Origin of the sequence: Pseudobutyrivibrio sp. AR14, assembly GCF_900101325.1 — a bacterium.
Classification (GTDB): domain Bacteria; phylum Bacillota; class Clostridia; order Lachnospirales; family Lachnospiraceae; genus Pseudobutyrivibrio.
This window is the reverse complement of the sequence record NZ_FMUY01000008.1, coordinates 1-22094: the sequence shown is the minus strand read 5'-3', so window position 1 is coordinate 22094 and position 22094 is coordinate 1. Positions and strand designations below refer to the sequence as shown.

The 22094-nt window shown below is 40.1% G+C and carries 22 protein-coding genes, 1 tRNA gene and 1 rRNA gene; 23 read left to right on the top strand and 1 reads right to left on the bottom strand.

Annotated features, from left to right (window positions below; all coding sequences use genetic code 11):
- Positions 1–5: 5 nt before the first annotated feature.
- The 10 genes from prfB to BLP50_RS08605 all read left to right on the top strand — a co-directional run bounded on the left by prfB (position 6) and on the right by BLP50_RS08605 (position 10376).
- A protein-coding gene (gene prfB, locus BLP50_RS08650) for a peptide chain release factor 2 (RefSeq protein WP_143001134.1) occupies positions 6–1143 on the top strand; the annotation gives its coding sequence in 2 pieces (ribosomal slippage) (positions 6–80 and positions 82–1143; 1137 coding nt in all).
- Positions 1144–1270: 127 nt separating this feature from the next.
- Positions 1271–1714 (top strand): ACT domain-containing protein, encoded by a 444-nt coding sequence (locus BLP50_RS08645; protein ID WP_090153767.1) that lies wholly within the window; start codon positions 1271–1273, stop codon positions 1712–1714.
- A 4-nt stretch (positions 1715–1718) separates the two neighbouring features.
- Positions 1719–2915 carry a homoserine dehydrogenase gene (locus BLP50_RS08640; RefSeq protein WP_090153765.1) on the top strand — a complete coding sequence of 399 codons (1197 nt, stop codon included), beginning with the start codon at positions 1719–1721 and terminating at the stop codon, positions 2913–2915.
- A 180-nt stretch (positions 2916–3095) separates the two neighbouring features.
- On the top strand, positions 3096–3698 hold the full coding sequence (gene thrH, locus BLP50_RS08635) for a bifunctional phosphoserine phosphatase/homoserine phosphotransferase ThrH (RefSeq protein WP_090153763.1): 603 nt from the start codon (positions 3096–3098) through the stop codon (positions 3696–3698).
- A 368-nt stretch (positions 3699–4066) separates the two neighbouring features.
- A complete protein-coding gene (locus BLP50_RS08630) occupies positions 4067–4645 on the top strand; it encodes a glycerol-3-phosphate responsive antiterminator (protein WP_090153761.1) in 579 nt (192 codons plus the stop codon).
- Between the two features lie 63 nt (positions 4646–4708).
- Positions 4709–6208 (top strand): glycerol kinase GlpK, encoded by a 1500-nt coding sequence (gene glpK, locus BLP50_RS08625; protein WP_090153759.1) that lies wholly within the window; start codon positions 4709–4711, stop codon positions 6206–6208.
- Between the two features lie 148 nt (positions 6209–6356).
- On the top strand, positions 6357–7079 hold the full coding sequence (locus tag BLP50_RS08620; protein WP_090153757.1) for an MIP/aquaporin family protein: 723 nt from the start codon (positions 6357–6359) through the stop codon (positions 7077–7079).
- A 196-nt stretch (positions 7080–7275) separates the two neighbouring features.
- Positions 7276–8733 (top strand): NAD(P)/FAD-dependent oxidoreductase, encoded by a 1458-nt coding sequence (locus tag BLP50_RS08615; protein ID WP_090153964.1) that lies wholly within the window; start codon positions 7276–7278, stop codon positions 8731–8733.
- The gene (locus BLP50_RS08610) at positions 8733–9995 is read left to right on the top strand and encodes an NAD(P)/FAD-dependent oxidoreductase (RefSeq protein ID WP_090153755.1); all 1263 of its coding nucleotides are present in this window, start codon (positions 8733–8735) and stop codon (positions 9993–9995) included. Before BLP50_RS08615 ends, BLP50_RS08610 begins: the two co-directional genes overlap by 1 nt.
- Before the next feature lie 15 nt (positions 9996–10010).
- Positions 10011–10376, top strand: coding sequence for a DUF1667 domain-containing protein (locus tag BLP50_RS08605; protein WP_090153752.1), 366 nt, complete (start codon positions 10011–10013; stop codon positions 10374–10376).
- Between the two features lie 61 nt (positions 10377–10437).
- On the opposite strand, the gene BLP50_RS08600 is transcribed toward BLP50_RS08605, so the two are convergent.
- A complete protein-coding gene (locus BLP50_RS08600; protein WP_090153750.1) occupies positions 10438–11019 on the bottom strand; it encodes a DUF4309 domain-containing protein in 582 nt (193 codons plus the stop codon).
- A 157-nt stretch (positions 11020–11176) separates the two neighbouring features.
- Between BLP50_RS08600 and BLP50_RS08595 the strand changes: the two genes are divergently transcribed.
- The 13 genes from BLP50_RS08595 to BLP50_RS08535 form a co-directional block, all read left to right on the top strand.
- Positions 11177–12232 (top strand): acyltransferase family protein, encoded by a 1056-nt coding sequence (locus BLP50_RS08595; RefSeq protein ID WP_090153748.1) that lies wholly within the window; start codon positions 11177–11179, stop codon positions 12230–12232.
- A gap of 64 nt (positions 12233–12296) precedes the next feature.
- Positions 12297–14447 (top strand): Tex family protein, encoded by a 2151-nt coding sequence (locus tag BLP50_RS08590; protein WP_090153746.1) that lies wholly within the window; start codon positions 12297–12299, stop codon positions 14445–14447.
- Positions 14448–14747: 300 nt separating this feature from the next.
- A complete protein-coding gene (locus tag BLP50_RS08585; protein ID WP_176753731.1) occupies positions 14748–15251 on the top strand; it encodes a YcxB family protein in 504 nt (167 codons plus the stop codon).
- On the top strand, positions 15248–15685 hold the full coding sequence (gene tsaE, locus BLP50_RS08580; RefSeq protein ID WP_090153742.1) for a tRNA (adenosine(37)-N6)-threonylcarbamoyltransferase complex ATPase subunit type 1 TsaE: 438 nt from the start codon (positions 15248–15250) through the stop codon (positions 15683–15685). Before BLP50_RS08585 ends, tsaE begins: the two co-directional genes overlap by 4 nt.
- 2 nt (positions 15686–15687) lie before the next feature.
- The gene (tsaB, locus tag BLP50_RS08575) at positions 15688–16401 is read left to right on the top strand and encodes a tRNA (adenosine(37)-N6)-threonylcarbamoyltransferase complex dimerization subunit type 1 TsaB (protein WP_090153739.1); all 714 of its coding nucleotides are present in this window, start codon (positions 15688–15690) and stop codon (positions 16399–16401) included.
- Positions 16398–16841: a ribosomal protein S18-alanine N-acetyltransferase gene (gene rimI, locus BLP50_RS08570; protein ID WP_090153737.1), complete on the top strand. Its 444-nt coding sequence runs from the start codon at positions 16398–16400 to the stop codon at positions 16839–16841. Before tsaB ends, rimI begins: the two co-directional genes overlap by 4 nt.
- Positions 16842–16884: 43 nt before the next feature.
- On the top strand, positions 16885–17796 hold the full coding sequence (locus tag BLP50_RS08565; RefSeq protein WP_090153734.1) for a ribonuclease Z: 912 nt from the start codon (positions 16885–16887) through the stop codon (positions 17794–17796).
- Position 17797: 1 nt separating this feature from the next.
- Positions 17798–18382, top strand: coding sequence for a DUF6715 family protein (locus BLP50_RS08560; RefSeq protein WP_090153732.1), 585 nt, complete (start codon positions 17798–17800; stop codon positions 18380–18382).
- A complete protein-coding gene (gene tsaD, locus BLP50_RS08555) occupies positions 18372–19397 on the top strand; it encodes a tRNA (adenosine(37)-N6)-threonylcarbamoyltransferase complex transferase subunit TsaD (protein WP_090153730.1) in 1026 nt (341 codons plus the stop codon). The genes BLP50_RS08560 and tsaD overlap by 11 nt, the downstream gene beginning before the upstream one ends.
- A gap of 48 nt (positions 19398–19445) precedes the next feature.
- A complete protein-coding gene (ispD, locus tag BLP50_RS08550; protein WP_090153728.1) occupies positions 19446–20132 on the top strand; it encodes a 2-C-methyl-D-erythritol 4-phosphate cytidylyltransferase in 687 nt (228 codons plus the stop codon).
- A gap of 139 nt (positions 20133–20271) precedes the next feature.
- Positions 20272–20357, top strand: a tRNA-Ser gene (locus BLP50_RS08545).
- 123 nt (positions 20358–20480) lie between these two features.
- Complete coding sequence (locus BLP50_RS08540; protein WP_090153726.1) at positions 20481–21503, top strand: threonine aldolase family protein; 1023 nt, start codon at positions 20481–20483, stop codon at positions 21501–21503.
- A 506-nt stretch (positions 21504–22009) separates the two neighbouring features.
- Positions 22010–22094 (top strand): 16S ribosomal RNA (locus BLP50_RS08535); the annotation flags it as partial.

Sequence of the window (22094 nt, the reverse complement as noted above, 5' to 3'; positions counted from 1 at the left end):
ATTTCGTGATAGAACTTGATCAGTTCAAACAGCGACTAGCGTCGCACAAAAATTCTATGACGGAAGTGAGGGATTCACTTTGACGTCGCAGCTAAGAAGGCTCGTATAGAAGAGCTTGAGCGCGAGATGGAAGCTCCTGATTTTTGGGCAGATGCGCAAGTGTCTACCAACAAAATGAAAGAGCTTAAGTCCATGAAGGATGATGTTCTAATCATCGATAAGCTTGAGGACTTATATAAGGAAATAGAAGATTACATCGAACTTGGAAATGAAGAGGAGGACCAGGAGATAGTTGATACTGTTGGCCTTCTTATAGAAGAGTTTGAAAGTGACTTAGAGACTCTTAGAATGAAGACTCTTTTATCAGGAGAGTATGATAGTGACAGCGCTATTGTGACTCTTCATTCTGGAGCAGGTGGCGTTGAGGCATGTGATTGGGTGCAGATGCTTTATCGTATGTATTCTCGTTGGGCTTCTGATGCTGGATTTTCTGTTGAGGAGCTTGATTACCAAGAGGGAGATGAGGCTGGTATCAAATCAGTTACATTTCAGGTTAATGGAGAAAATGCATACGGCTACCTTAAATCAGAAAAGGGAATTCACAGACTTGTTAGAATTTCTCCATTTAATGCACAGGGTAAGAGACAGACTTCATTTGCATCATGCGATGTTATGCCTGAAATAGAAGAGGATGTGGATGTTGAAATCAAAGATGAGGATATCCGTATTGATACATATCGTTCATCGGGTGCTGGTGGCCAGCATATTAACAAGACCAGCTCGGCTATACGTATCACACATTTCCCTACAGGAATAGTTGTTACTTGCCAAAATGAGCGTAGTCAGTTCCAAAACAAGGATAAGGCAATGCAGATGTTAAAGACTAAGCTCCTTCTTTTGAAACAGGAGGAGAATGCAGCCAAGGCTAGTGGAATCAGGGGCGAAGTCTCAGATATAGGATGGGGCAATCAAATACGTTCATACGTATTACAGCCATACACTATGGTCAAGGATCTTCGTACAGGCGAGGAGTCAGGCAATGCAGATGCAGTATTAGATGGCAAGCTTACACCATTTATGAATGCCTATCTCAAGTGGCTTTCTCTTGGTTGTCCAGACCGTGGAGCTACTGCTGAGGACTAAAAAACGAAAAAGCCTAATTTTACTAGGCAATAATTTAATATAGTACTTGAAATTAGGTAGTGTTTAATGTTATTATCTTCTGAGCGTGTACAAATGTTTTTGTGCTAAAGACACTTATGGAGGATATATGGCAGAGAAGACTACCTATTTTGTTTTAAAAGAAAAGGCGGTTCCTGAGGTTTTGCTTAAGGTGGTAGCTGCGAAGAAGCTTATTGAAACTGGCAAGTGTGATTCAGTTCAAGAAGCTACAGAACAGGTTGGAATTAGTCGTAGCTCTTTTTATAAGTATAAGGATGACATTTTTCCATTCCACGAGGATGCAAAAGGGAAAACCGTTAATATGGTCATCCAATTAGAGGATGAGCCTGGAATTCTTTCCAAGGTACTTGAGGAGATGGCTCATTTTCATGTGAATATTTTGACAGTACACCAAAGTATTCCAGTCAACGGATTCGCTACAGTTACTATTTCAGTAGATGTTCTTGAAGATTCAGGAGATTTCTCCGAATTAGTTAATTCTATCGAAAATGTTGGCGGTGTTAACTACGTAAAGATTTTAGCAAGGGAGTGACAACATGAAAGCAGCAATTATGGGATACGGAACAATTGGTTCCGGTGTAGCAAAAGTTCTTGATACAAACAGAGATATTATCAAGGCTAGATTAGGTGAGGAACTTGAGCTTAAATATATCTTGGATTTGAGAGATTTTCCTGGTGACCCTCACGAGGATTGCTTCGTCAAGGATTACAAGAAGATTGCACAAGATGAAGAGGTACAGATTGTCGTTGAAACTATGGGTGGTGTGGAGCCTGCCTTCACATTTGTTAAGGAAATGCTTGAGGCTGGAAAGTCTGTCACTACTTCAAATAAAGCCCTAGTAGCGGACAAGGGCGCAGAGCTTATGGAAATCGCTGACAAGCACGGTGTTAACTTCGTGTTCGAGGCAGCAGTCGGCGGCGGTATTCCTATTATCCGTACACTTACTGCATGTCTTACAGGTGATGTTATCGAGGAAATCGATGCAATCTGCAATGGTACTACTAACTACATGCTTACAAATATGGAGCAGTTTGGCAGCGATTACAATGAAATCCTTGCTGAGGCACAGGCTCTTGGTTATGCAGAGAAGGACCCAACAGCTGACGTTGAGGGTCATGATAGCTGCCGTAAGATTGCAATTCTTACATCACTTATTTCTGGAAAGACAGTTGATTTCAATGATATTCCAACAGAGGGTATCAGCAAGATTTCTTCTACAGATTTCAAATATGCTAAGGAAATGGGCTGCAGCATCAAGCTTGTTGCTCGTAGCGTCAAGGAGGGAGACACATATTCATGCCGTGTAGCTCCATTTATGATTAAGCCAGAGCAGATGCTTTACCATGTTGCAGGTGTTATGAATGCTGTTTCTGTAAAGGGAAATATGCTTGGTGAGTCTATGTACTATGGTGCAGGCGCAGGTGCCCTTCCTACAGCATCAGCAGTAGTTGGTGATATGGTATTCCTTGCTAGAAATACAAATAGACAGGTTAAGATTGGCTGGGAGGCTGAAAAGCTTACACTTGCTAATCCATTAGAGCAGAGATATCGTTTCTTTGTTAGAACTTCAGCTTTACAGTCTAATATCGAAAATGAATTTGGCAATGTTGAGTACGCAAGCCTTGACTTAGACAATGAGACAGGTTTTGTTACAGCAGAGATGTCTGAGGCAGAGTTCGAGGAGCGTGCAGCAGCACTTGGTGGCATCATTTCAGTGATTCGTTTCTACTAAAATTTGTGGTAGATAAATCTAATGTAATGCTGTAAATTGAAAACTTAATGTAACTATAAATATTAAAAGAGCCAGTAGGCATCAAGCTCTTAGGTCTCTAAAGCGAAACATGTAGTTGAGCTGAGAGACTCTAAGGCTTGTAGCCGTAACTGGCGTACTAATAGAAATTGGAGAATTGTTATGTATATTACATGCTTAGATTTAGAAGGTGTTTTGGTTCCAGAGATTTGGATTGCTTTTGCAGAGGCTACAGGTATTCCTGAGCTCAAGAAGACAACAAGAGATGAGCCAGATTATGACAAGCTTATGAAATATCGTATTGATATTTTAAAAGAGCATGGCTTAGGTCTTAAGGAGATTCAGGAGACTATCGCTGGTATCGATCCACTTCCAGGAGCTAAGGAGTTCTTAGATAAACTTAGAGCATTTGGACAGACAATTATTATCAGTGATACTTTCTCACAGTTTGCAGGACCTTTAATGGAAAAGCTTGGCATGCCAACAATTTTCTGTAATGAGCTTATTGTTGGAGACAATGGCGAGATTACAGGATATAAGATGAGATGTGATAAGAGCAAGCTCACTACAGTTAAGGCTCTTCAGTCTTGCGGTTTTGAGACAATCGCCAGCGGTGATAGCTTTAATGATTTAGCTATGATTCAGGCATCAAAGGCAGGCTTCCTTTTCAGAACTACTGAGGCTATTAAAAATGACTATCCACAGTATCCTGCTTTTGAAGAGTACGACGACTTATATAACGCTATTGTGGCAGTACAGCAGTAATTAATAATCAAAGCAAGTTTTATTATCAAAACTTGCTTTTTTTATGTCCAAATTTAATAAAAATTGCGGTTAAAAGGACAGACTGTCCAATAAATAAAGTCCGGGAACCGTCTTAATTAGTGCAAAGTTGACAGATTGTTAATAATAAGACAATGACAATATTAGTCAATTGTGCATACATAAGCTAAATTATGTGAAAAATTTATGTTGATATTTACCTATAACTGCGTTATGATTTAATCAGATAAGTTAATAAATGCCCGTGAGAGATGAGAATGTGGCTGTGACAAGAGATGAGCTCTTGCTCCTTTAGGCATGTTCTTTTTTTGTGCCTAAACATAGGCAAAGGTGCTAGGGAGGAGTATAAAATGCATAGAGAATTCATCGAAAAGCTGGAGGTTAATCCAGTTATCGCAGCCATAAAAGACGACGAAGGTTTGGCTCATGCCTTAGAGACGGATTGCGAGATAATCTTCATATTATACGGAGATGTTTGTACGATTCCGGATATCGTACAAAAAATAAAATCAGTCGATAAGGTAGCTATGGTGCACCTGGATTTGATTACAGGCCTCAATAACACCAAAGAAATCTCAGTCGACTTTATTAAAAATAATACTGAGGCAGACGGTATTATCACCACCAAAGGAAATCTCATTGGACGGGCGAAGGAGTTAGGCTTATATACGGTGCTTAGATATTTTGTAATTGATAGCATGGCTCTTGTGAATATTGAGAAGCAAGACCGTCATGGAATATCTACACCGGACGTCATCGAGATTCTTCCTGGCATAGTCTTACCTAAGATTATCCAGAGGGTGAACAGAGCTAGTAGAGTTCCTGTCTTAGCGGGGGGCCTTATTAGTGACAGAGATGATGTTATGAATGCACTTAATAATGGGGTGCTGGCAGTATCTACTACTAATGAAGAGGTCTGGCAGCTATAAGTGTTAAAAGCCTTCTCCGAAACTAGCCAATGCCAAATGGCGCAAAAAGAAGGAGGAGTAATAATGGCAAAATACGTAATGGCTCTTGATGCCGGAACAACAAGTAACAGATGTATCCTTTTCAATGAAAAGGGTGAGATGTGCTCTGTTGCACAAAAGGAATTTACACAGTATTTTCCACAGCCAGGTTGGGTAGAGCATGATGCTAATGAAATCTGGCAGACACAGCTTTCTGTTGCTCGCGAAGCTATGAGAAAAGTGGGTGCTACATCAGATGATATCGCAGCAATCGGTATCACAAATCAGCGTGAGACAGTTATTGTTTGGGACAAGGCTACAGGACAGCCTATCACGCATGCTATTGTTTGGCAGTGCCGTCGTACAGCTGACTTTGCAGAACAGATGAAGGGTAAGATACCTGGAATTGTTGAGAAATTCCAGCAGAAGACAGGTCTTAAGTTTGACCCATACTTCTCAGGAACAAAAATCCGTTGGATTCTTGATAATGTAGAGGGTGCTCGTGAGAGAGCAGAAAAAGGTGAGCTTGCTTTTGGTACAGTAGATTCTTGGTTAATCTACAAACTTACAAAGGGTAAAGTACATGTTACTGATTACTCTAATGCGAGCCGTACATTATTATTTAATATTAATACTCTTGAATGGGATGATGAGCTTTGCCAGATTCTTGAGATTCCAAAGAGCATGCTTCCAGAGGCTAAGCCTTCTAGCTGCATCTATGGAGAGACAGATCCAGAATTCTTTGGCGGCCCTATCCGCATCGCAGGTGCTGCTGGTGACCAGCAGGCAGCTCTTTTTGGACAGACATGTTACAAAGAGGGTGAAGCTAAAAATACATACGGTACAGGTTGCTTCATGCTTATGAATACAGGTGAGAAGCCAATATTCTCTAAGAATGACCTTCTTACAACTATTGCTTGGGGACTTGATGGTAAGGTTACATACGCACTTGAAGGTTCAGTATATGTAGCTGGTGCAGCTATTCAGTGGCTTCGTGATGAGTTGAAGATTGTTGATTCTTCACCAGATTCAGAATACTTTGCAACACGTGTTAAGGATACAAACGGATGCTACGTTGTACCTGCATTTACAGGTCTTGGCGCTCCATACTGGGATCCATATGCACGTGGAGCTATCACAGGACTTACACGTGGTGTTAATAAGTATCACCTTATTAGAGCAACACTTGAGTCACTTGCTTATCAGACATACGATGTATTACATGCTATGGAGCTTGACTCAGGCAAGCATCTTACAGCACTTAAAGTTGACGGTGGTGCATCAAACAACAACTTCTTGATGCAGTTCCAGTCAGATATTATTAATACAGACGTTCTTCGTCCAAGCTGTGTTGAGACAACAGCTATGGGTGCTGCATATCTTGCAGGTCTTGCAGTTGGCTACTGGAAGAGCAAGGAAGATGTTATCAAGAACTGGTCTGTAGACCGTGAGTTCAAGCCAGCTATGACTGATGCAGACAGAACAGCAGCTATTAAGGGCTGGTCAAAGGCTGTAGCAGCAACACGTGGTTGGGCTAAAGAATAGCCGTATATCGTATAGGTAACTATATAATTTAATAAGTAGCCAGTAGGCAGCAAGCTCTAATATTTCTTAAGCGAATCGTGTTAGATGAGCGGAGAAATCATTAGGCTTGTAGCCGTGACTGGCGAGAGAATAAAAGGGGGTAAAGAATATGTCAGTTTATGTAGGCGAGTTTATTGGTACTATTATACTTGTATTACTTGGTGATGGTGTTTGCTGTAACGTTTCTTTAAATAAGTCTGGTTTTAAGGGCGGCGGAGCAGTTCACATCCTTATCGGTTGGGGAATGGCCGTTATGGTTCCTGCATTTGCAATGAGCAATTTCACAGGATGCCCTTCAGCATTCAACCCTGCAGTTACAATTGGTATTGCAATCAGAAGCGGTGATTGGAGCACAGTACCTGGACAGATAGTTGCTCAGATGCTTGGCGGTTTTGTTGGTGCAGCTATATTGATGCTTCTTTATCACGATCATATCAAGGCTACTGCTGAGGATGATGTTGTTAGAGGTTGCTTCTGTACAGCACCTTCTATCCCAAATCAGTTCCTTAACTTTATGTCAGAGTTCGTAGCTACATTTATTCTTGTATTTACACTTGCTCTTATTCCAGCAGGATCTGACCGTACAGTTTGGGTACTTGTATATGGCGTAATCGTTGCTTGTGGTGCTTCATTTGGTGGTCTTACAGGATACGCAATGAATGCAGCAAGAGATACAGCTCCTCGTATTGCTTATCTTTGCCTTGCACCAAACTTTGGTAAGAAGAACGGAAATTGGAGCTATGGATGGATTCCAGCTGTAGCACCTATCTGTGGTGGTGTTGTTGCATCCCTTCTATACAACGCACTTGCTGCAGCTCAGATGTTTGGTTAAAAGAACTGTTCACAGAAATGTAATCTGTGTGAGTTATTATTAATTCAGTATTCAATACTGAAACCTGTAACCATTTTTTAAACTTTATTATTGATACACTGAGGATTGGAGTCGGTATTGAACGCATGATGAGATGCGTCTAATTGCCGACTCCTTTTTTCAAAAGAATATGTAAAAGGTAGGAGAAAAAACTATGTTGTATGATGTCATAATCATAGGCGCAGGCGTTTCCGGTAGCGCAATTGCAAGAGAACTCTCACGCTATGAGGCAAATGTCTGTGTACTAGAAAAATGTGAGGATGTATGTGAGGGTACCTCAAAAGCTAATTCGGCAATTGTACATGCGGGCTTTGATGCAGCAGCTGGATCATTAATGGCAAAATTAAATGTCAGAGGAAACGAGATGATGGACGACCTTTGCCGTGATTTGGACATTCCGTTCAAAAGAAATGGTTCCATGGTTGTTTGCATCCACAAGGAAGCACTTCCAGGGCTTCAGGATCTCTATGACAGAGGTATTAAAAACGGTGTAAAGGGTATGAAAATCTTGAGCCGTGAAGAGGCGCTTGAAATGGAGCCAAATCTTTCTGACAACGTAGAAGGAGCACTTTATGCACCAACTGGCGGTATTATCTGCCCATTTAAGCTATGTATTGCAATGGCAGAAAATGCAAATGTAAATGGGGTTGATTTTAGATTTAATACCAAGGTAGAAGATATTAAAAAGAGCGAGGATGGATTGTGGCACATTCGCACTAACAATGGTGAGTATGTTTCTAGATACGTAGTAAATGCGGCAGGCGTTTATTCAGGCGTGATTCACAATATGGTAAGTGAGGATGATGACAAAATTGAGATTATCCCAAGAAGAGGAGATTACTGCTTACTTGATAAAGAGGTAGGAAATCATGTTAGTCATACGATTTTCCCACAGCCAACAAATCTTGGTAAAGGCGTGCTTGTTTCACCTACAGTTCATGGAAATCTTATTGTTGGACCAACAGCAATAGATATTGATGACAAAGAAGGAACAAACACGACCGCAGAAGGAATCAATGACCTTATTGCAAAGGCTAATGACCATGTGAAAAACCTTCCAATGAGAAAGGTAATCACATCCTTTGCAGGTCTTCGTGCTCACGAGGCTCGTCATGAATTTATCATCGGTGAGGTAAAGGGAGCAAAGAATTTTATTGATTGTGCAGCTATTGAGTCTCCTGGTCTTACCTCAAGCCCAGCCATAGGCGAAATGGTTGGAAATATGTTGAAGGATATGATGGGACTTACTCCTAAGGCTAATTGGATTAGTAAGCGTAAGGATGTAATGAATCCTGAAAATCTATCAATTGAAGAAAGAAATGAATTAATTAAGAAAAATCCGGCGTATGGTAACATTATTTGCCGCTGTGAGTCTATTTCAGAGGGGGAAATTCTTGATGCAATTCACAGACCACTTGGAGCTCGTTCATTGGACGGAGTAAAGAGAAGAACGAGAGCTGGAATGGGAAGATGTCAGGCAGGTTTCTGTTCTCCAAAGACAATGGAAATTCTTCACAGAGAGCTCGGCCTTGATTATGAAGAAATAACAAAGAGTGGTGGTCGTTCAAATATCGTTATTGAGCGCACCAAAAATCAGAAGGGAGGCGAGCAGTAATGATGAACTATGATATTGTTATTGTTGGCGGCGGCCCAGCAGGACTTGCAGCAGCTGTTGCAGCACGAAATGCCGGAGTAGATAAAATCCTTATATTGGAAAGAGATAAGGAGCTAGGTGGAATTTTAAATCAGTGCATCCACAATGGTTTTGGACTCCACACATTTAAAGAAGAGCTTACTGGTCCAGAATATGCTTATAGATTTATTGAAAAAGTATTAGATGCAAAAATAGAGTACAAGCTTAACACAATGGTAATGGATATCTCTGAAGACAGAGTTGTAACAGCTATGAGCCGTGAAGATGGTATGTACCAGATAAAGGCAGGGGCTGTTATCCTTGCTATGGGATGTAGAGAGCGCCCAAGAGGAGCTTTAAATATTCCAGGTTTTAGACCGGCAGGTATTTTCTCGGCAGGTACTGCTCAACGTCTTGTAAATATTGAAGGTTACATGCCAGGTCGAGAAGTAGTAATTTTAGGATCTGGTGATATTGGCCTTATTATGGCACGCCGTATGACACTAGAGGGTGCTAAGGTAAAAGTTGTTGCAGAGCTTATGCCATATTCAGGTGGTTTAAAGAGAAATATTGTACAGTGCCTAGATGACTTTGGAATTCCTCTTAAGCTTTCGCATACAGTTGTTGATATTGAAGGTAAGGAAAAAGTAACAGCAGTTACTATCGCCGAGGTTGATGGCAAGGGCAAGCCAATCCCAGGTACAGAGGAGAGATACACATGTGATACCCTTCTTCTTTCCTGCGGACTCATTCCAGAAAATGAGCTTTCAAGAAATGCAGGAGTTGAGATGAGCCCTATTACAAGTGGACCAATCGTCAATGAATCACTTGAGACAAATATTCCAGGCGTGTTTGCTTGCGGTAATGTTCTTCATGTTCATGACCTTGTGGACTATGTCTCAGAGGAGGCAGACAGAGCTGGTCAGAATGCAGCCAAGTTTGTTAAGGGTGAACTTTCTGATGTGAAATCAGATATTGAGATTGTTGCTACAGAAGGTGCTAGATACACTGTTCCATCGACAATCAATGTAGATAGAATGGATGATAAACTTACAGTTCGTTTCCGTGTAGGAGCAGTGTACAAGGATTCATTCGTAAGTGTTTACTTTGACGACGAGCGTGTAATGCACAACAAGAAACGTATCATGGCTCCAGGTGAAATGGAGCAGGTTATTTTACTGAAGGACAAGTTAAAAGAAAAATCAGGTCTTAAGAAAATAACTGTAAAGATAGAAAATGAATAGGAGGCAGAAGATAAAATGGAAAAGAGAGAATTAACATGTATCGGCTGCCCAATGGGTTGTGCCATTACAGTAGAATTAGAAAATGGAGAGGTTGTTTCAGTGACAGGTAACACCTGTGGCATCGGTGATAAATACGCAAGAAATGAAGTTACTCATCCAGAGCGTACAGTCACATCTACAGCTGTAATCCTAGGAGGAGACAGGCCTCGCGTTTCAGTGAAGACTAAATCTAACATACCTAAGGACAAAATTGATGCAGTCATGAAAGAAATTGATGCAGCAGTTATGACCGCACCAATCCGCATAGGCGACGTGGTGGTTAAAAATGTCTGCGGCACAGGCGTTGACGTAGTAGCCACACGCAACGTAGAAAAAATTTGACCCTAGGGGACGGGGTTAGTGGTCCATTTTAAGGGGTAGGAATCATCCTACCCCTTTTTTATTAGCCACGTCCGATGCACATCTGGAAGCAGATTACTTCATTGTTGTCGTTTAAAGTAAAGTAAATGCTGTAGCCGTTTGTGTAAGTATAACTTATCATATGATCTCCGTCTTCTGAATCATATTCGCAACCTGACTCACCATAAGCTGAAATAATTTCTTCTGCAGTAGAGCCGATTGTGATTCCCTTGCTTGTTTTCCATGCATCACTAAAGCTTTTGAACTCAACAATCTCTGTAGTATCTCCTTCAGTGCTATATGTCAATTCTCCTGCATTATAGTATTTGCTAGTGTGGTAATCACCGTCATCAGTTGTGCTAGCAGGCTCACCAAGTTTCTCGAGAACTGTCTTGCCATCATCTAAAATAGAAAAGCTAATGTCTTCATTTTCGTTTTCAACCGTTACTTCTAATACTTCGTCGTCTGCAGTGATAAGTGAATCCTCGGCAGTATCGCACTCTGATGCGCATTCCTCAAGGCCAACACCACATCCGTTATCTTCATTATAAAAGTCATCGTTTTTTCCACAGGCTACAATTGATAAGCCCATTGTCATAAGAAGTACTAAAAATTTTTTGTTCATAATATAAATCTCCTAGCTGTATTATTTGTACTAATACGGTTATATCACTAGCTGTAAATCTTGTCAACAGAAAAAATAATGTGCAAGACGGCGCAAGTTGCTAACGAGTTTTATTTTATATATACTGAATTAGTAAAAATCCACAGGAGAAAATCATATGAAAAAGAGAATTATAGGCCTTGATATCCTCAGAGATATAGGTGTTATCTTTATATTTTTATATCATTTTTGTATAGAGTATATTAACTTGGCTCATGGCACAGATCCAATCATGCCTTCTGTTAATTATTTTGCTAATATTTGGGCTCGTCCAGCTAGCTTGTTTTTGTTTATTATTTCAGGTTATGCGCTTATGTATAATCATGAGGATGAGCTGACTACAAAAGAATATTACATCAGAAGATTTAAGGGATTATTTATTCCATTTTATATCGCATATACGATAATGTTTCTCGCATACTTTGCAGTAAATAATGTTGCAGCTGGAAGCACTTCTCCACTTTACACTTTCGTATTTACGATTATTGGTGTAGATGCAATGGTACAGGAGATGAGTGGAGGACTGGGCTTTTACCTTATTGGAGAGTGGTTCATGTCATGCATAGTATTTTGCTATATATTCTTCCCACTTTTTGCGAAGGCTGTTAAAAAGTGCAAATATGTTTTGCTTGTAGTGCTTGCTCTTTGGAGTGGATTTATGCTTTTTGTTTTCAATCCTTTTGATATGCAAGTGGAGCACAATCCACTATTTGTGTTGCTGTATTTTTATGTGGGAATGCTCCTTTATGAGCTCGTTGGACAAAAGCAGATTTCAAAAAATATAAGAATAATTTGCACTGTAATTTCAGTGGCAATATTCGTTTATTTACTGCTCGCTGGCTACACTGCAATTTTCCCTGTAGTTTTAAACCAGCCATTTGAAATTGTATGTGTCATATGGTCTGTTGCTATGTTTTTAGCAATAAGGGATGTGGATATTAATCCTGAAAAGAGAATATATAAGGTGATTACTTATATTTCGGGCATTAGTTGGAATATAATTTTAGTTCACCATATGATAATCATTTTGTTATTTAAGCATTATGATATTTCTTTATACAGTCGTAGAGAGACCTTTACATTATTCTTATTAGCTATCGTTCTTACATGGATAGGAGCGATAATAGTAAGAAATCTAAATGCTAAAGTAAAATCAGCATTTGTAAATAAATAGCATCCTACATTTAGCTTGGGCTTATAAAAGGAGCTTTTTATATAAAAAGAAAGAGAGTTACAACATGGATATTACTAAACAGATTGCAACAGAGCTTCAGGTTAGACCTGCACAGGTTGAGGCTGCAGTGAAATTATTAGATGAGGGGAATACAGTTCCATTCATTTCCCGCTATAGAAAAGAGGCTACAGGCGGACTTAATGACGAGCAGTTACGTGCTCTTTCTGAGAGACTTACGTATTTACGAAATCTTGAAGAGAAAAAAGCTACATGTCTTGCATCTATTGAGGAGCAGGGCCTTCTGACAGATGAGCTTAAAAAAGCTATTCTTGAGGCAACCACTCAGGTTGCTGTTGATGATTTATATCGTCCATACAGACCAAAGCGCAGAACTAGAGCTACTATAGCCAAGGAAAAGGGCTTAGAGCCACTTGCAAATATTATTATCCTTCAGATGACAGACAAGTCTCTTGAAGAGGAGGCAAAGTCATTTATCAATCCTGAAAAGGAAGTTAACACACCGGATGAAGCTATTGCTGGTGCTTGCGATATTATTGCAGAGAGCATTTCTGACGATGCTGATTATCGTACCTGGATTCGAGAGAAAACATTTAAAAATGGTCGCATCATTTCAAAGGCAAAAGATGCAGAGGCGGAGTCCGTCTATGAGAATTACTACGACTATGACGAGGCAATTGCTAAGCTTCCAGGACATAGAATTCTTGCCCTCAACCGTGGCGAAAAGGAAAAGATTCTAAAGGTGAGTATTGAGGCTCCAGTTGATGACATTTTAAATTATCTGGAAAAGAAAATTATCAGCAGAGATAACGTAAATACGAATCAGACTCTGCAGACAACAATCGAGGATGCATACACAAGACTTATTGCACCTTCTATTGAAAATGAAATCCGAAACAACCTTACAGAGATGGCAGAGGATGGAGCTATCAAGGTATTTGGTAAGAATCTTACTCAGCTTCTTATGCAGCCACCGATTGCAGGGCGCAATGTATTAGGCTGGGACCCTGCCTTTAGAACAGGATGTAAAATCGCAGTTGTGGATGCCACAGGAAAGGTACTGGATACAACAGTGGTTTATCCAACCGCTCCTCAGAACAAGGTAGAGGAGACTAAAAAGGTAATTAAGTCTCTTATTAAAAAATACAACGTATCTCTTATTTCTCTGGGCAATGGAACAGCCAGCCGTGAGTCTGAGCAGATTATCGTTGATATGTTAAAAGAGATTCCTGAAAAGGTTGAATACATTATTGTTAATGAGGCTGGGGCTTCTGTTTATTCAGCAAGTAAGCTTGCTACAGAAGAGTTCCCTAATTTTGATGTAGGACAGCGTAGCGCTACTTCTATGGCTCGCCGTCTTCAGGACCCACTTGCAGAGCTTGTTAAAATTGATCCAAAATCCGTAGGTGTTGGTCAGTATCAGCATGACATGAATCAGAAAAAGCTCGATGAGACCCTTGCAGGAGTAGTAGAGACATGTGTTAATGCTGTTGGTGTAGATTTAAATACAGCTTCGGCATCATTGCTTGAGTATGTTTCAGGTATCAACAAAACCCTTGCAAAAAACATCGTTGCATACCGTGAGGAGAATGGAAAATTCAATTCTCGCGCAGAGCTTAAGAAAGTTCCTAAGCTTGGACCAAAAGCATTTGAGCAGTGCGCAGGCTTCATGCGAATTACAGGCGGAAAGAATCCTCTCGATGCTACAGCTGTTCATCCAGAGAGTTATGATGCAGCTAAGGCTCTTCTTGAGAAGCTTGGATTTGATGTAAAAGACATTGCATCAGGAACACTTAAGGAAATCCACAAGAGTATAAAAAATATCAAAGAGTTATCAACAGAACTTGGAGTCGGAGAGATGACTTTAGAGGATATTGTAAAGGAACTTGAAAAGCCAGGACGCGATCCACGAGAAGATATGCCAAAGCCAATCCTTAAGAGTGATGTTCTTGAGATGAAGGACTTAAAGCCTGGTATGCAGCTTAAGGGGACAGTTCGAAACGTTATCGATTTTGGTGCTTTTGTAGATATTGGAGTTCACCAGGATGGATTGGTTCATATTTCACAGATGACTGATCGTTATATTAAGCATCCGTTAGAGGTGGTTTCTGTTGGAGATATTGTAGATGTGGAGGTTCTTTCTGTAGACGAAAAGAAGGGAAGAATAGCCCTCACCATGAAGCTTTCAAAGAAATAACAAAACCATGGAAAGAATATGGAATAGGAGCCTCAAATTTTACTTAAAGGTTTTCGTATTATCATCACATTATGTTTAGAGATTTTGTGGCATTTATACAAAATAATACCCTGAATAGTTCAAACTGTTGACATTCTTGTCATAGATACCTATACTGAATTTCAGTAAGAAAAGTAACAGACAGTTTGCTTTTTAGGAGAAATGGTTTAAGAATGAGTCGTAAGGGGTTTCGGCTCGTTCTTTTTTTGTATATAGAAGTATATTATGGTAAAATACACTATATATAGGGAGATTTTGATTATGACAAATATTAAGTTTAGCACTAAGATATCAGAGAATGATTTATATAGATACAACTTACATCACACATATACTTCCAATCAGGGGATTCTTTCTATTTTACTGTTTGTCCTTTTGATTACAGTTTGGATTTTACGCTTTCAACAGCTGTCCCTTGTATATAGAGTGATGTATCCAACTGTGGCAATTGTATTTTTGCTTTACATCCCTATGAGCCTTAAGCTTAGGGTTAAAAATCAAATGCTCCAGGATGTATTTCAGCACCCACTTACTTATGAGCTTACAGAGACAGGCATTTTAATCAGCTCACCTACTACAGAGCAGCCTGCAGAGTTGCCATGGGAGTACATTTACAAGGTATCTTCTTGGAAGGAATATCTTTTGATCTATTCAAATAGAGTCAATGCATATATTATTCCAATGTCAGATATTGAAAATGAATATTCTTCAATCAAAGAGTATATTACAAATCATGTAGAGGATTATAAATTACAATTAAAATGATAGAGATTATTGAAACTAATTCACCAGAAGAAACAGAAGCTCTAGGAAAGCGCCTCGCAGCAGAGGCTACCCCAGGACAGGTATTTACTCTCATCGGAGATTTGGGAGTGGGCAAGACAGTCTTTACACAGGGATTTGCTACGGGCCTTGAGATTGATGAGGCTATATGTAGTCCTACTTTCACAATAGTTCAGGTATATGATACAGGTAGGCTTCCTTTTTACCATTTTGATGTATATCGTATAGGCGATGTAGAGGAGATGGACGAGATAGGATATGAGGACTACATCTATGGAGATGGAGTGTCTCTTATCGAGTGGGCTAATCTTATAGAGGATATTTTGCCTGATAATTATACTCAGGTTACAATAGAGAAGAATTTAGAAAAAGGATTTGATTACCGCAAGATTACGGTAGAGAAGATACAGAAATAACTATGAAAATATTGGGAATAGACGGCTCTGGGCTAGTGGCTTCAGTTGCCATTGTAGAAGACGATAATTTGATTGGCGAATATACAACTGGATATAAAAAGACACACTCGCAGACATTGCTTCCAATGCTTGATGAGTTGTCAAAGATGGTTGAGCTTGATCTTAATTCGATAGATGCTATTGCTGTTGCAGCAGGCCCTGGTTCATTTACAGGCCTTAGGATTGCATCAGCCACAGCAAAGGGACTTGGCCTTTCTCTTGGCTGTCCTATTATTTCTGTACCTACAGTAGATGCATTGGCATATAACATGTGGGGCAGTTCAGATGTGATATGTCCGATTCTTGATGCGAGACGCGGACAGGTATACACAGGCTTATATGAATTTGACCAGGATGGTAGCTTGCATGTGTTAAAAGAACAATGTGCAGTAGATTTTCATGATATTGCAGAAGAGATTAATTCTCTTGGCAGGCCAGTCACATTCTTAGGTGATGGCACTCCTGTATTCGCAGAGATGATTTCATCCATTATAAAGGTTCCATATAGATTTGCTCCAGCTCATGTAAATCGTCAGCATGCATCATCAGTGGCAGCTCTTGGAGCTGTTTACTATGCAAATGGCGAATGCGAGCCAGCTGCTGATCACAGACCTGAGTATCTTAGACTTTCCCAAGCTGAGAGAGAGCGTCTTGAAAAGAAAGGTAGTTTGCAATGAGTATAGAATTTCGCTTTGCAAATGACCGAGACCTGGATACTATAGTAGAAATAGAGAGTTCCTCTATGAGTTGTCCTTGGTCAAGAGATTCTTATAAAGAGGCTATGGATTCAGATCATGCATTTATCATGGTTGCTACAGAGTCAGATTCATGTGTAGGTTTTGCAGTTTTTTATTTGACTGTTCCAGAGTCTGAGCTACCTGATATAGTTGTAGCGGAGTCACATAGAGGTAAGGGCATTGGAAAAGCTCTTCTTGATGCTAGTCTTAGAGAACTTACATCAAGAGGTGTGGATACAGTCTTTTTAGAGGTTAGAGTCTCTAACGAAAGGGCCAAGGCTCTCTATGAGAAAGTTGGTTTCGAAGAGATAGGTAGGCGCAAATACTTCTACTCTGATCCAGTTGAGGATGCAATATGCATGCGCCTTGAGATGAATTAATACTTTTTTATTTAGCTAGAGTAATAGAATTTGAGGATATAAAATGTTAGATGTTTGTTTGTTGGGGACAGCCGGAATGCTGCCTTTGCCAAACAGGTGGCTTACATCCTGTTTGATGAGGTTCAATGGTGAGGGCCTCCTGATAGATTGTGGCGAGGGCACCCAGGTGGCTTTAAGGGAAGCTGGTTTTTCACCTAACCCTATTTCCATAATCTGTCTTACTCATTATCATGCTGACCATGTTAGCGGTTTGCCAGGATTTCTATTATCAATGGGCAATTCAGATAGGACAGAGCCGGTCACAATAATTGGACCAAAGGGGCTTGAGAGAGTTGTTAATTCCCTTAGGGTGATTGCTCCGGAGCTTCCATTTGAAATTAGATTACATGAGATTACAGAGCCGGAAGATACCATTGAAATAATGGGTTATCATATCCATGCTTTCAAGGTTAATCATAATGTTCTTTGTTATGGCTATAGCATTGAGATTCCTAGAAAGGGCCGTTTCAATGTTGATGCAGCTAAGGAAATGGGTATTCCAATCCAGCTATGGAACCCACTTCAGAAGGGCCAGAATGTAGAGTTCGAAGGCAAGACCTATACACCTGATATGGTGATGGGAGCTGCTAGAAAGGGTATTAAGGTCACATATTGTACTGACACGAGACCTACCGCATCTCTTGTTGATGGGGCTAAGGATTCGGACCTTCTTATTTGTGAAGGTATGTACGCAGAAGAGGAAAAGCTGGCTAAGGCAAAAAAGAATAAACACATGACTTTCTATGAGGCAGCAAAGGTTGCTAAGGATGCAAATGTATCCAAGCTTTGGCTTACTCATTTTTCACCATCTATGACGGGGCACAAGCGATATATGAAAGCTGTCTGTGATATATTTCCACAGGCTGAGCTTGGAGAAGACGGCAAGTTCTTAGAGCTAGATTTTGCGGAGGAGTAATATGAGAAAGGTACTGCGAATTGGAATAGCGGTAATCTGTATGGTATCCCTGGTTGTGGGATACTATGCCTATTTGTCTAAAAGAAACTCTCAGTCCAAAGCTGAAGAAGCTACTGAGGTATCTGAGGTTCAGGCTATTATCAATAAGAATTTTAAATCAGATTATCCTGCTACAGCCCGTGCAGTTGTCAAATGGTACAATCGAATTATTACGGCCTATTATAGTGAGGATTATACTCAGGAGGAGCTTGAGAAGATGGCAGATCAGGCTCGCATGCTAATGGACGACGAGCTTTTAGCATACAATCCTAGAGATACATATTTAGCCTCTCTTTCTATGGAGATAGAGGATTATCATAACAGATCTAGGACTATAGTCTCAGCGACTATCAGTGATTCCAAAGAGGTCCAGTACAAAAAGGTTAATGGTTATGACTGTGCGTTCATATCTGTATATTATTTTATCAGAGAGGGCAGCTCATACGACCGTACATACGAGGACTTTTGCTTGAGGAAGGACAAAGACGGTAATTGGAAAATCCTTACCTGGAGATTGGCTACAAAGGATGAAATAAATGGATACTAAAGAAATTAAAATACTTTCTATAGAGAGCTCCTGCGATGAGACTGCAGCAGCTGTTGTTGTAAATGGAAGGGATGTTAGAAGTAATATCATTTCTACACAGATTCCTCTTCATACATTGTATGGGGGAGTTGTTCCAGAGATTGCTTCTAGAAAGCATATAGAGAGAATTAATCAAGTTATAGAACAGGCTCTTGAAGAGGCGGATATGGGCCTTGAGGATATGGATGCTATAGCAGTAACATATGGCCCTGGCCTTGTTGGAGCGTTGCTTGTGGGAGTGGCAGAGGCCAAGGCTATTGCGTTTGCCACAGGAAAGCCTCTTATTGGCGTTCATCATATCGAGGGCCACATAAGTGCTAACTACATAGAAAACAAAGATTTAGAACCACCGTTTTTATGCCTGGTGGTTTCTGGTGGTCATACACATCTTGTGCGTGTATCTGATTATGGCAAATACGAAATACTTGGTCGTACTAGAGATGATGCTGCAGGAGAGGCCTTTGACAAGGTGGCTCGTGCTATAGGTCTTGGTTATCCAGGTGGACCGAAGGTAGAAAAGGCAGCTCATGATGGTAATCCTTTTGCTATTCATTTTACACGACCTAAGGTTACGGATGAGCTATATGATTTTTCCTTTAGTGGTTTAAAATCTCAAGTATTGAATTATATTAATGGAGCGCAGATGAAGGGCGAGACTGTTAACGAAGCAGATATAGCAGCCTCTTTCCAACAGACTGTTATAGATACTCTTTGTGACCATGCGGCTCGTGCTATAGATGAGTTTGGCATGGATAAATTTGCAATAGCAGGTGGAGTTGCATCCAACCAAACCCTTAGAAATGCAATGGAAAAGATGTGCCAAGAAAAGGGTGTGAAATTTTACCACCCATCTCCAATACTATGTACAGACAACGCAGCTATGATTGGCGCGGCAGCATATTATGAATATTTGGCTGGCCGAAGAGATGGCTGGGATTTAAATGCGATACCTAATTTAAAATTAGGAGAACGTTAATGTAACTATTGTTTTATGGCTTACTTAGAATACTAAAAGGGAACAATAATGAACAAGTTTACAGCGATAGTTCTTGCAGCAGGCAGTGGCAAGAGAATGGAACAGGAAATACCAAAACAGTACATGAAGATAGGCGATGCACCATTGATGGTTCATTGTTTACGAACATTTCAAGAGAGCAAGGTGACTCAGATTGTTCTTGTTGTAGCACCTGGAGATGTTGAGAAGTGTCGCAAGGAAATCATTGAGAAATATCATATCGATAAGTGTGTTGCTATCGTTGAGGGCGGTGAGGAGAGATATAATTCTGTTTACGCCGGTCTTAAGGCTGTAGACGATGGCTATGTTTTAATACATGATTGCGCAAGAGCTTTTGTTACAGTAGATATTATTCACCGCTGCATGTCTTCTGTAGCCTTGTATGAGTCCTGTGTAGTAGGTATGCCATCCAAGGATACTGTTAAAGTTACTGACTCTCATCGCAAGGTTCTTGATACACCTGATAGAAGTAATGTGTGGATTGTACAGACTCCACAGTGTTTTGAGTACAATCTTATCCGTGGCGCCTATGACAAGATTATCCCTACAGCAGATAGCTCTATCACAGATGATGCTATGATTGTTGAGATGGCTACAGACCATGAGGTTCATATGATAGAGGGTTCCTATATGAATATAAAAGTGACCACACCTGAGGATGCTGCATTCGGAGAAGCTATCCTGAAAAGGAGGTAGAAAAATAGCCTTAAATCCTAGCGTTGTCGCAATTTTCTGAATTCAAGGATTTTAGAAAAAACTTACATCTTTTTTGTTGACATCTGATGTGTTGGATGATATTATACTATTCGTGTCCGAGAGATGCATAACAGAATATGGAGAGGTATCGAAGTGGTCATAACGAGGCGGTCTTGAAAACCGTTTGTCCGCAAGGGCGCGTGGGTTCGAATCCCACCCTCTCCGCTTGATAGGCAATCACAATAGTGATTGCCTTTTTTGTTGTATATATACTTGCATAAAATATAGTTGTGTTTTAATGAATTTTGGGCTAGTCTAAATTCAATACGTGATTTGGAGGAAAAGGATATGCTTTATTTTTCTTGCGACTATGCTGAAGGATGTCATCCAAAGGTTTTGGAAGCTCTTTCTAAAACTAATATGGTGTCTACACCGGGATATGGAGAAGACGAGTTCTGCCAACAGGCTAAGGCTAAGATTCGCGATTATATAAATTGCCCAGATGCTGATATCTACTTTTTGGTAGGAGGTACACAGACTAATCAGGTTGTAATTGATTCTATGCTTTCCAATTATGATGGTGTTGTAGCAGCTGCAACTGGTCATGTGGCAGTTCATGAGGCTGGCGCCATTGAATATAGCGGTCACAAGGTAATTACTATTCCTGGTCATGAAGGCAAGATTGATGCGACAGAATTAAAACAAATGCTTGTGGACCATTATGCTGACGATAGTGCAGAGCATATGGTGAATCCAGGGATGGTTTATATATCATATCCAACAGAGTATGGAACCCTCTATTCACGAGATGAATTAGAAGCTGTTTCTTCTATATGTAAGGAATACAATATACCTCTATTTATAGATGGGGCTAGACTTGCTTATGGTCTCGCTGCCCAGGATGATCTTTCTATGGAAGATATTGCATCCTATGCAGATGTATTTTATATAGGAGGAACAAAAGTCGGAGCTCTATTTGGAGAGGCTATTGTTTTTACCAAGGGTAATACACCTAAGCATATGATTACCCAGATAAAGCAGCATGGAGCACTCCTTGCAAAGGGAAGACTACTTGGCGTTCAATTTGATGCTTTATTTACAGATGACCTTTATATGCAGATGGGAAAGAATGCAATTGCACATGCTAATACTATAAGAGAGGATTTGAAAAAGAAGGGGTACCACCTCTATATGGAGAATCCTACTAACCAGACATTTGTTGTAATGGAAAATAGTAAGCTAGAGGACCTTAAAAAAGAGGTAGCTTATGGCTTCTGGGAGAAGTATGATGAGGCTCATACAGTCATCAGAATTGCCACCAGTTGGGCCACTGAAAATGCCTCTGTTGAAGCTCTAAAAAAAATCTTATAAAATTTGAAAAAAGCTGTTGACATTTGATTGTCTCCTTGCTATTATAAACAAGCTGTCGCGTGAGCAAGAACACCTTGAAAAAGCGTGTGATATCTCACAAAATCAGCTGAAAAAATTTAGTAAAAAGTGCTTGACAAAAAGCCATCCACTTGATACTATATACAAGCTGACTCGAGAGAGCTTCAGCCCTTGATTTTCCTAAGAAAGTCAAGAAAAAATAAATAAAAAAGTTGTTGACAAACGGCTGGCGACATGATAGTATAAACGAGTTGCTGCTGAGGGCAACAACAAAGCGAAGATTGATAACTGAACAGTGAAACAAACCTTGAATTAATACAAGTTTTTAAAACATGTATCCTTGAAATTCATTTAGTTTCTAAGACGAAACAAAAACCTTTATTAGTAAAGTCAGATTTATTTTGACTAGCGATTGAACTTATTGTAGCGAACAAGTTCGCTACTTACATAACTTTTTGCTTCACTTCGTGAACAAAAAGTCATGATTCTAACATGAGAGTTTGATCCTGGCTCAGGATGAACGCTGGCGGCGTGCTTAACACATGCAAGTCGAACGAAGCAATTTTCTACGAT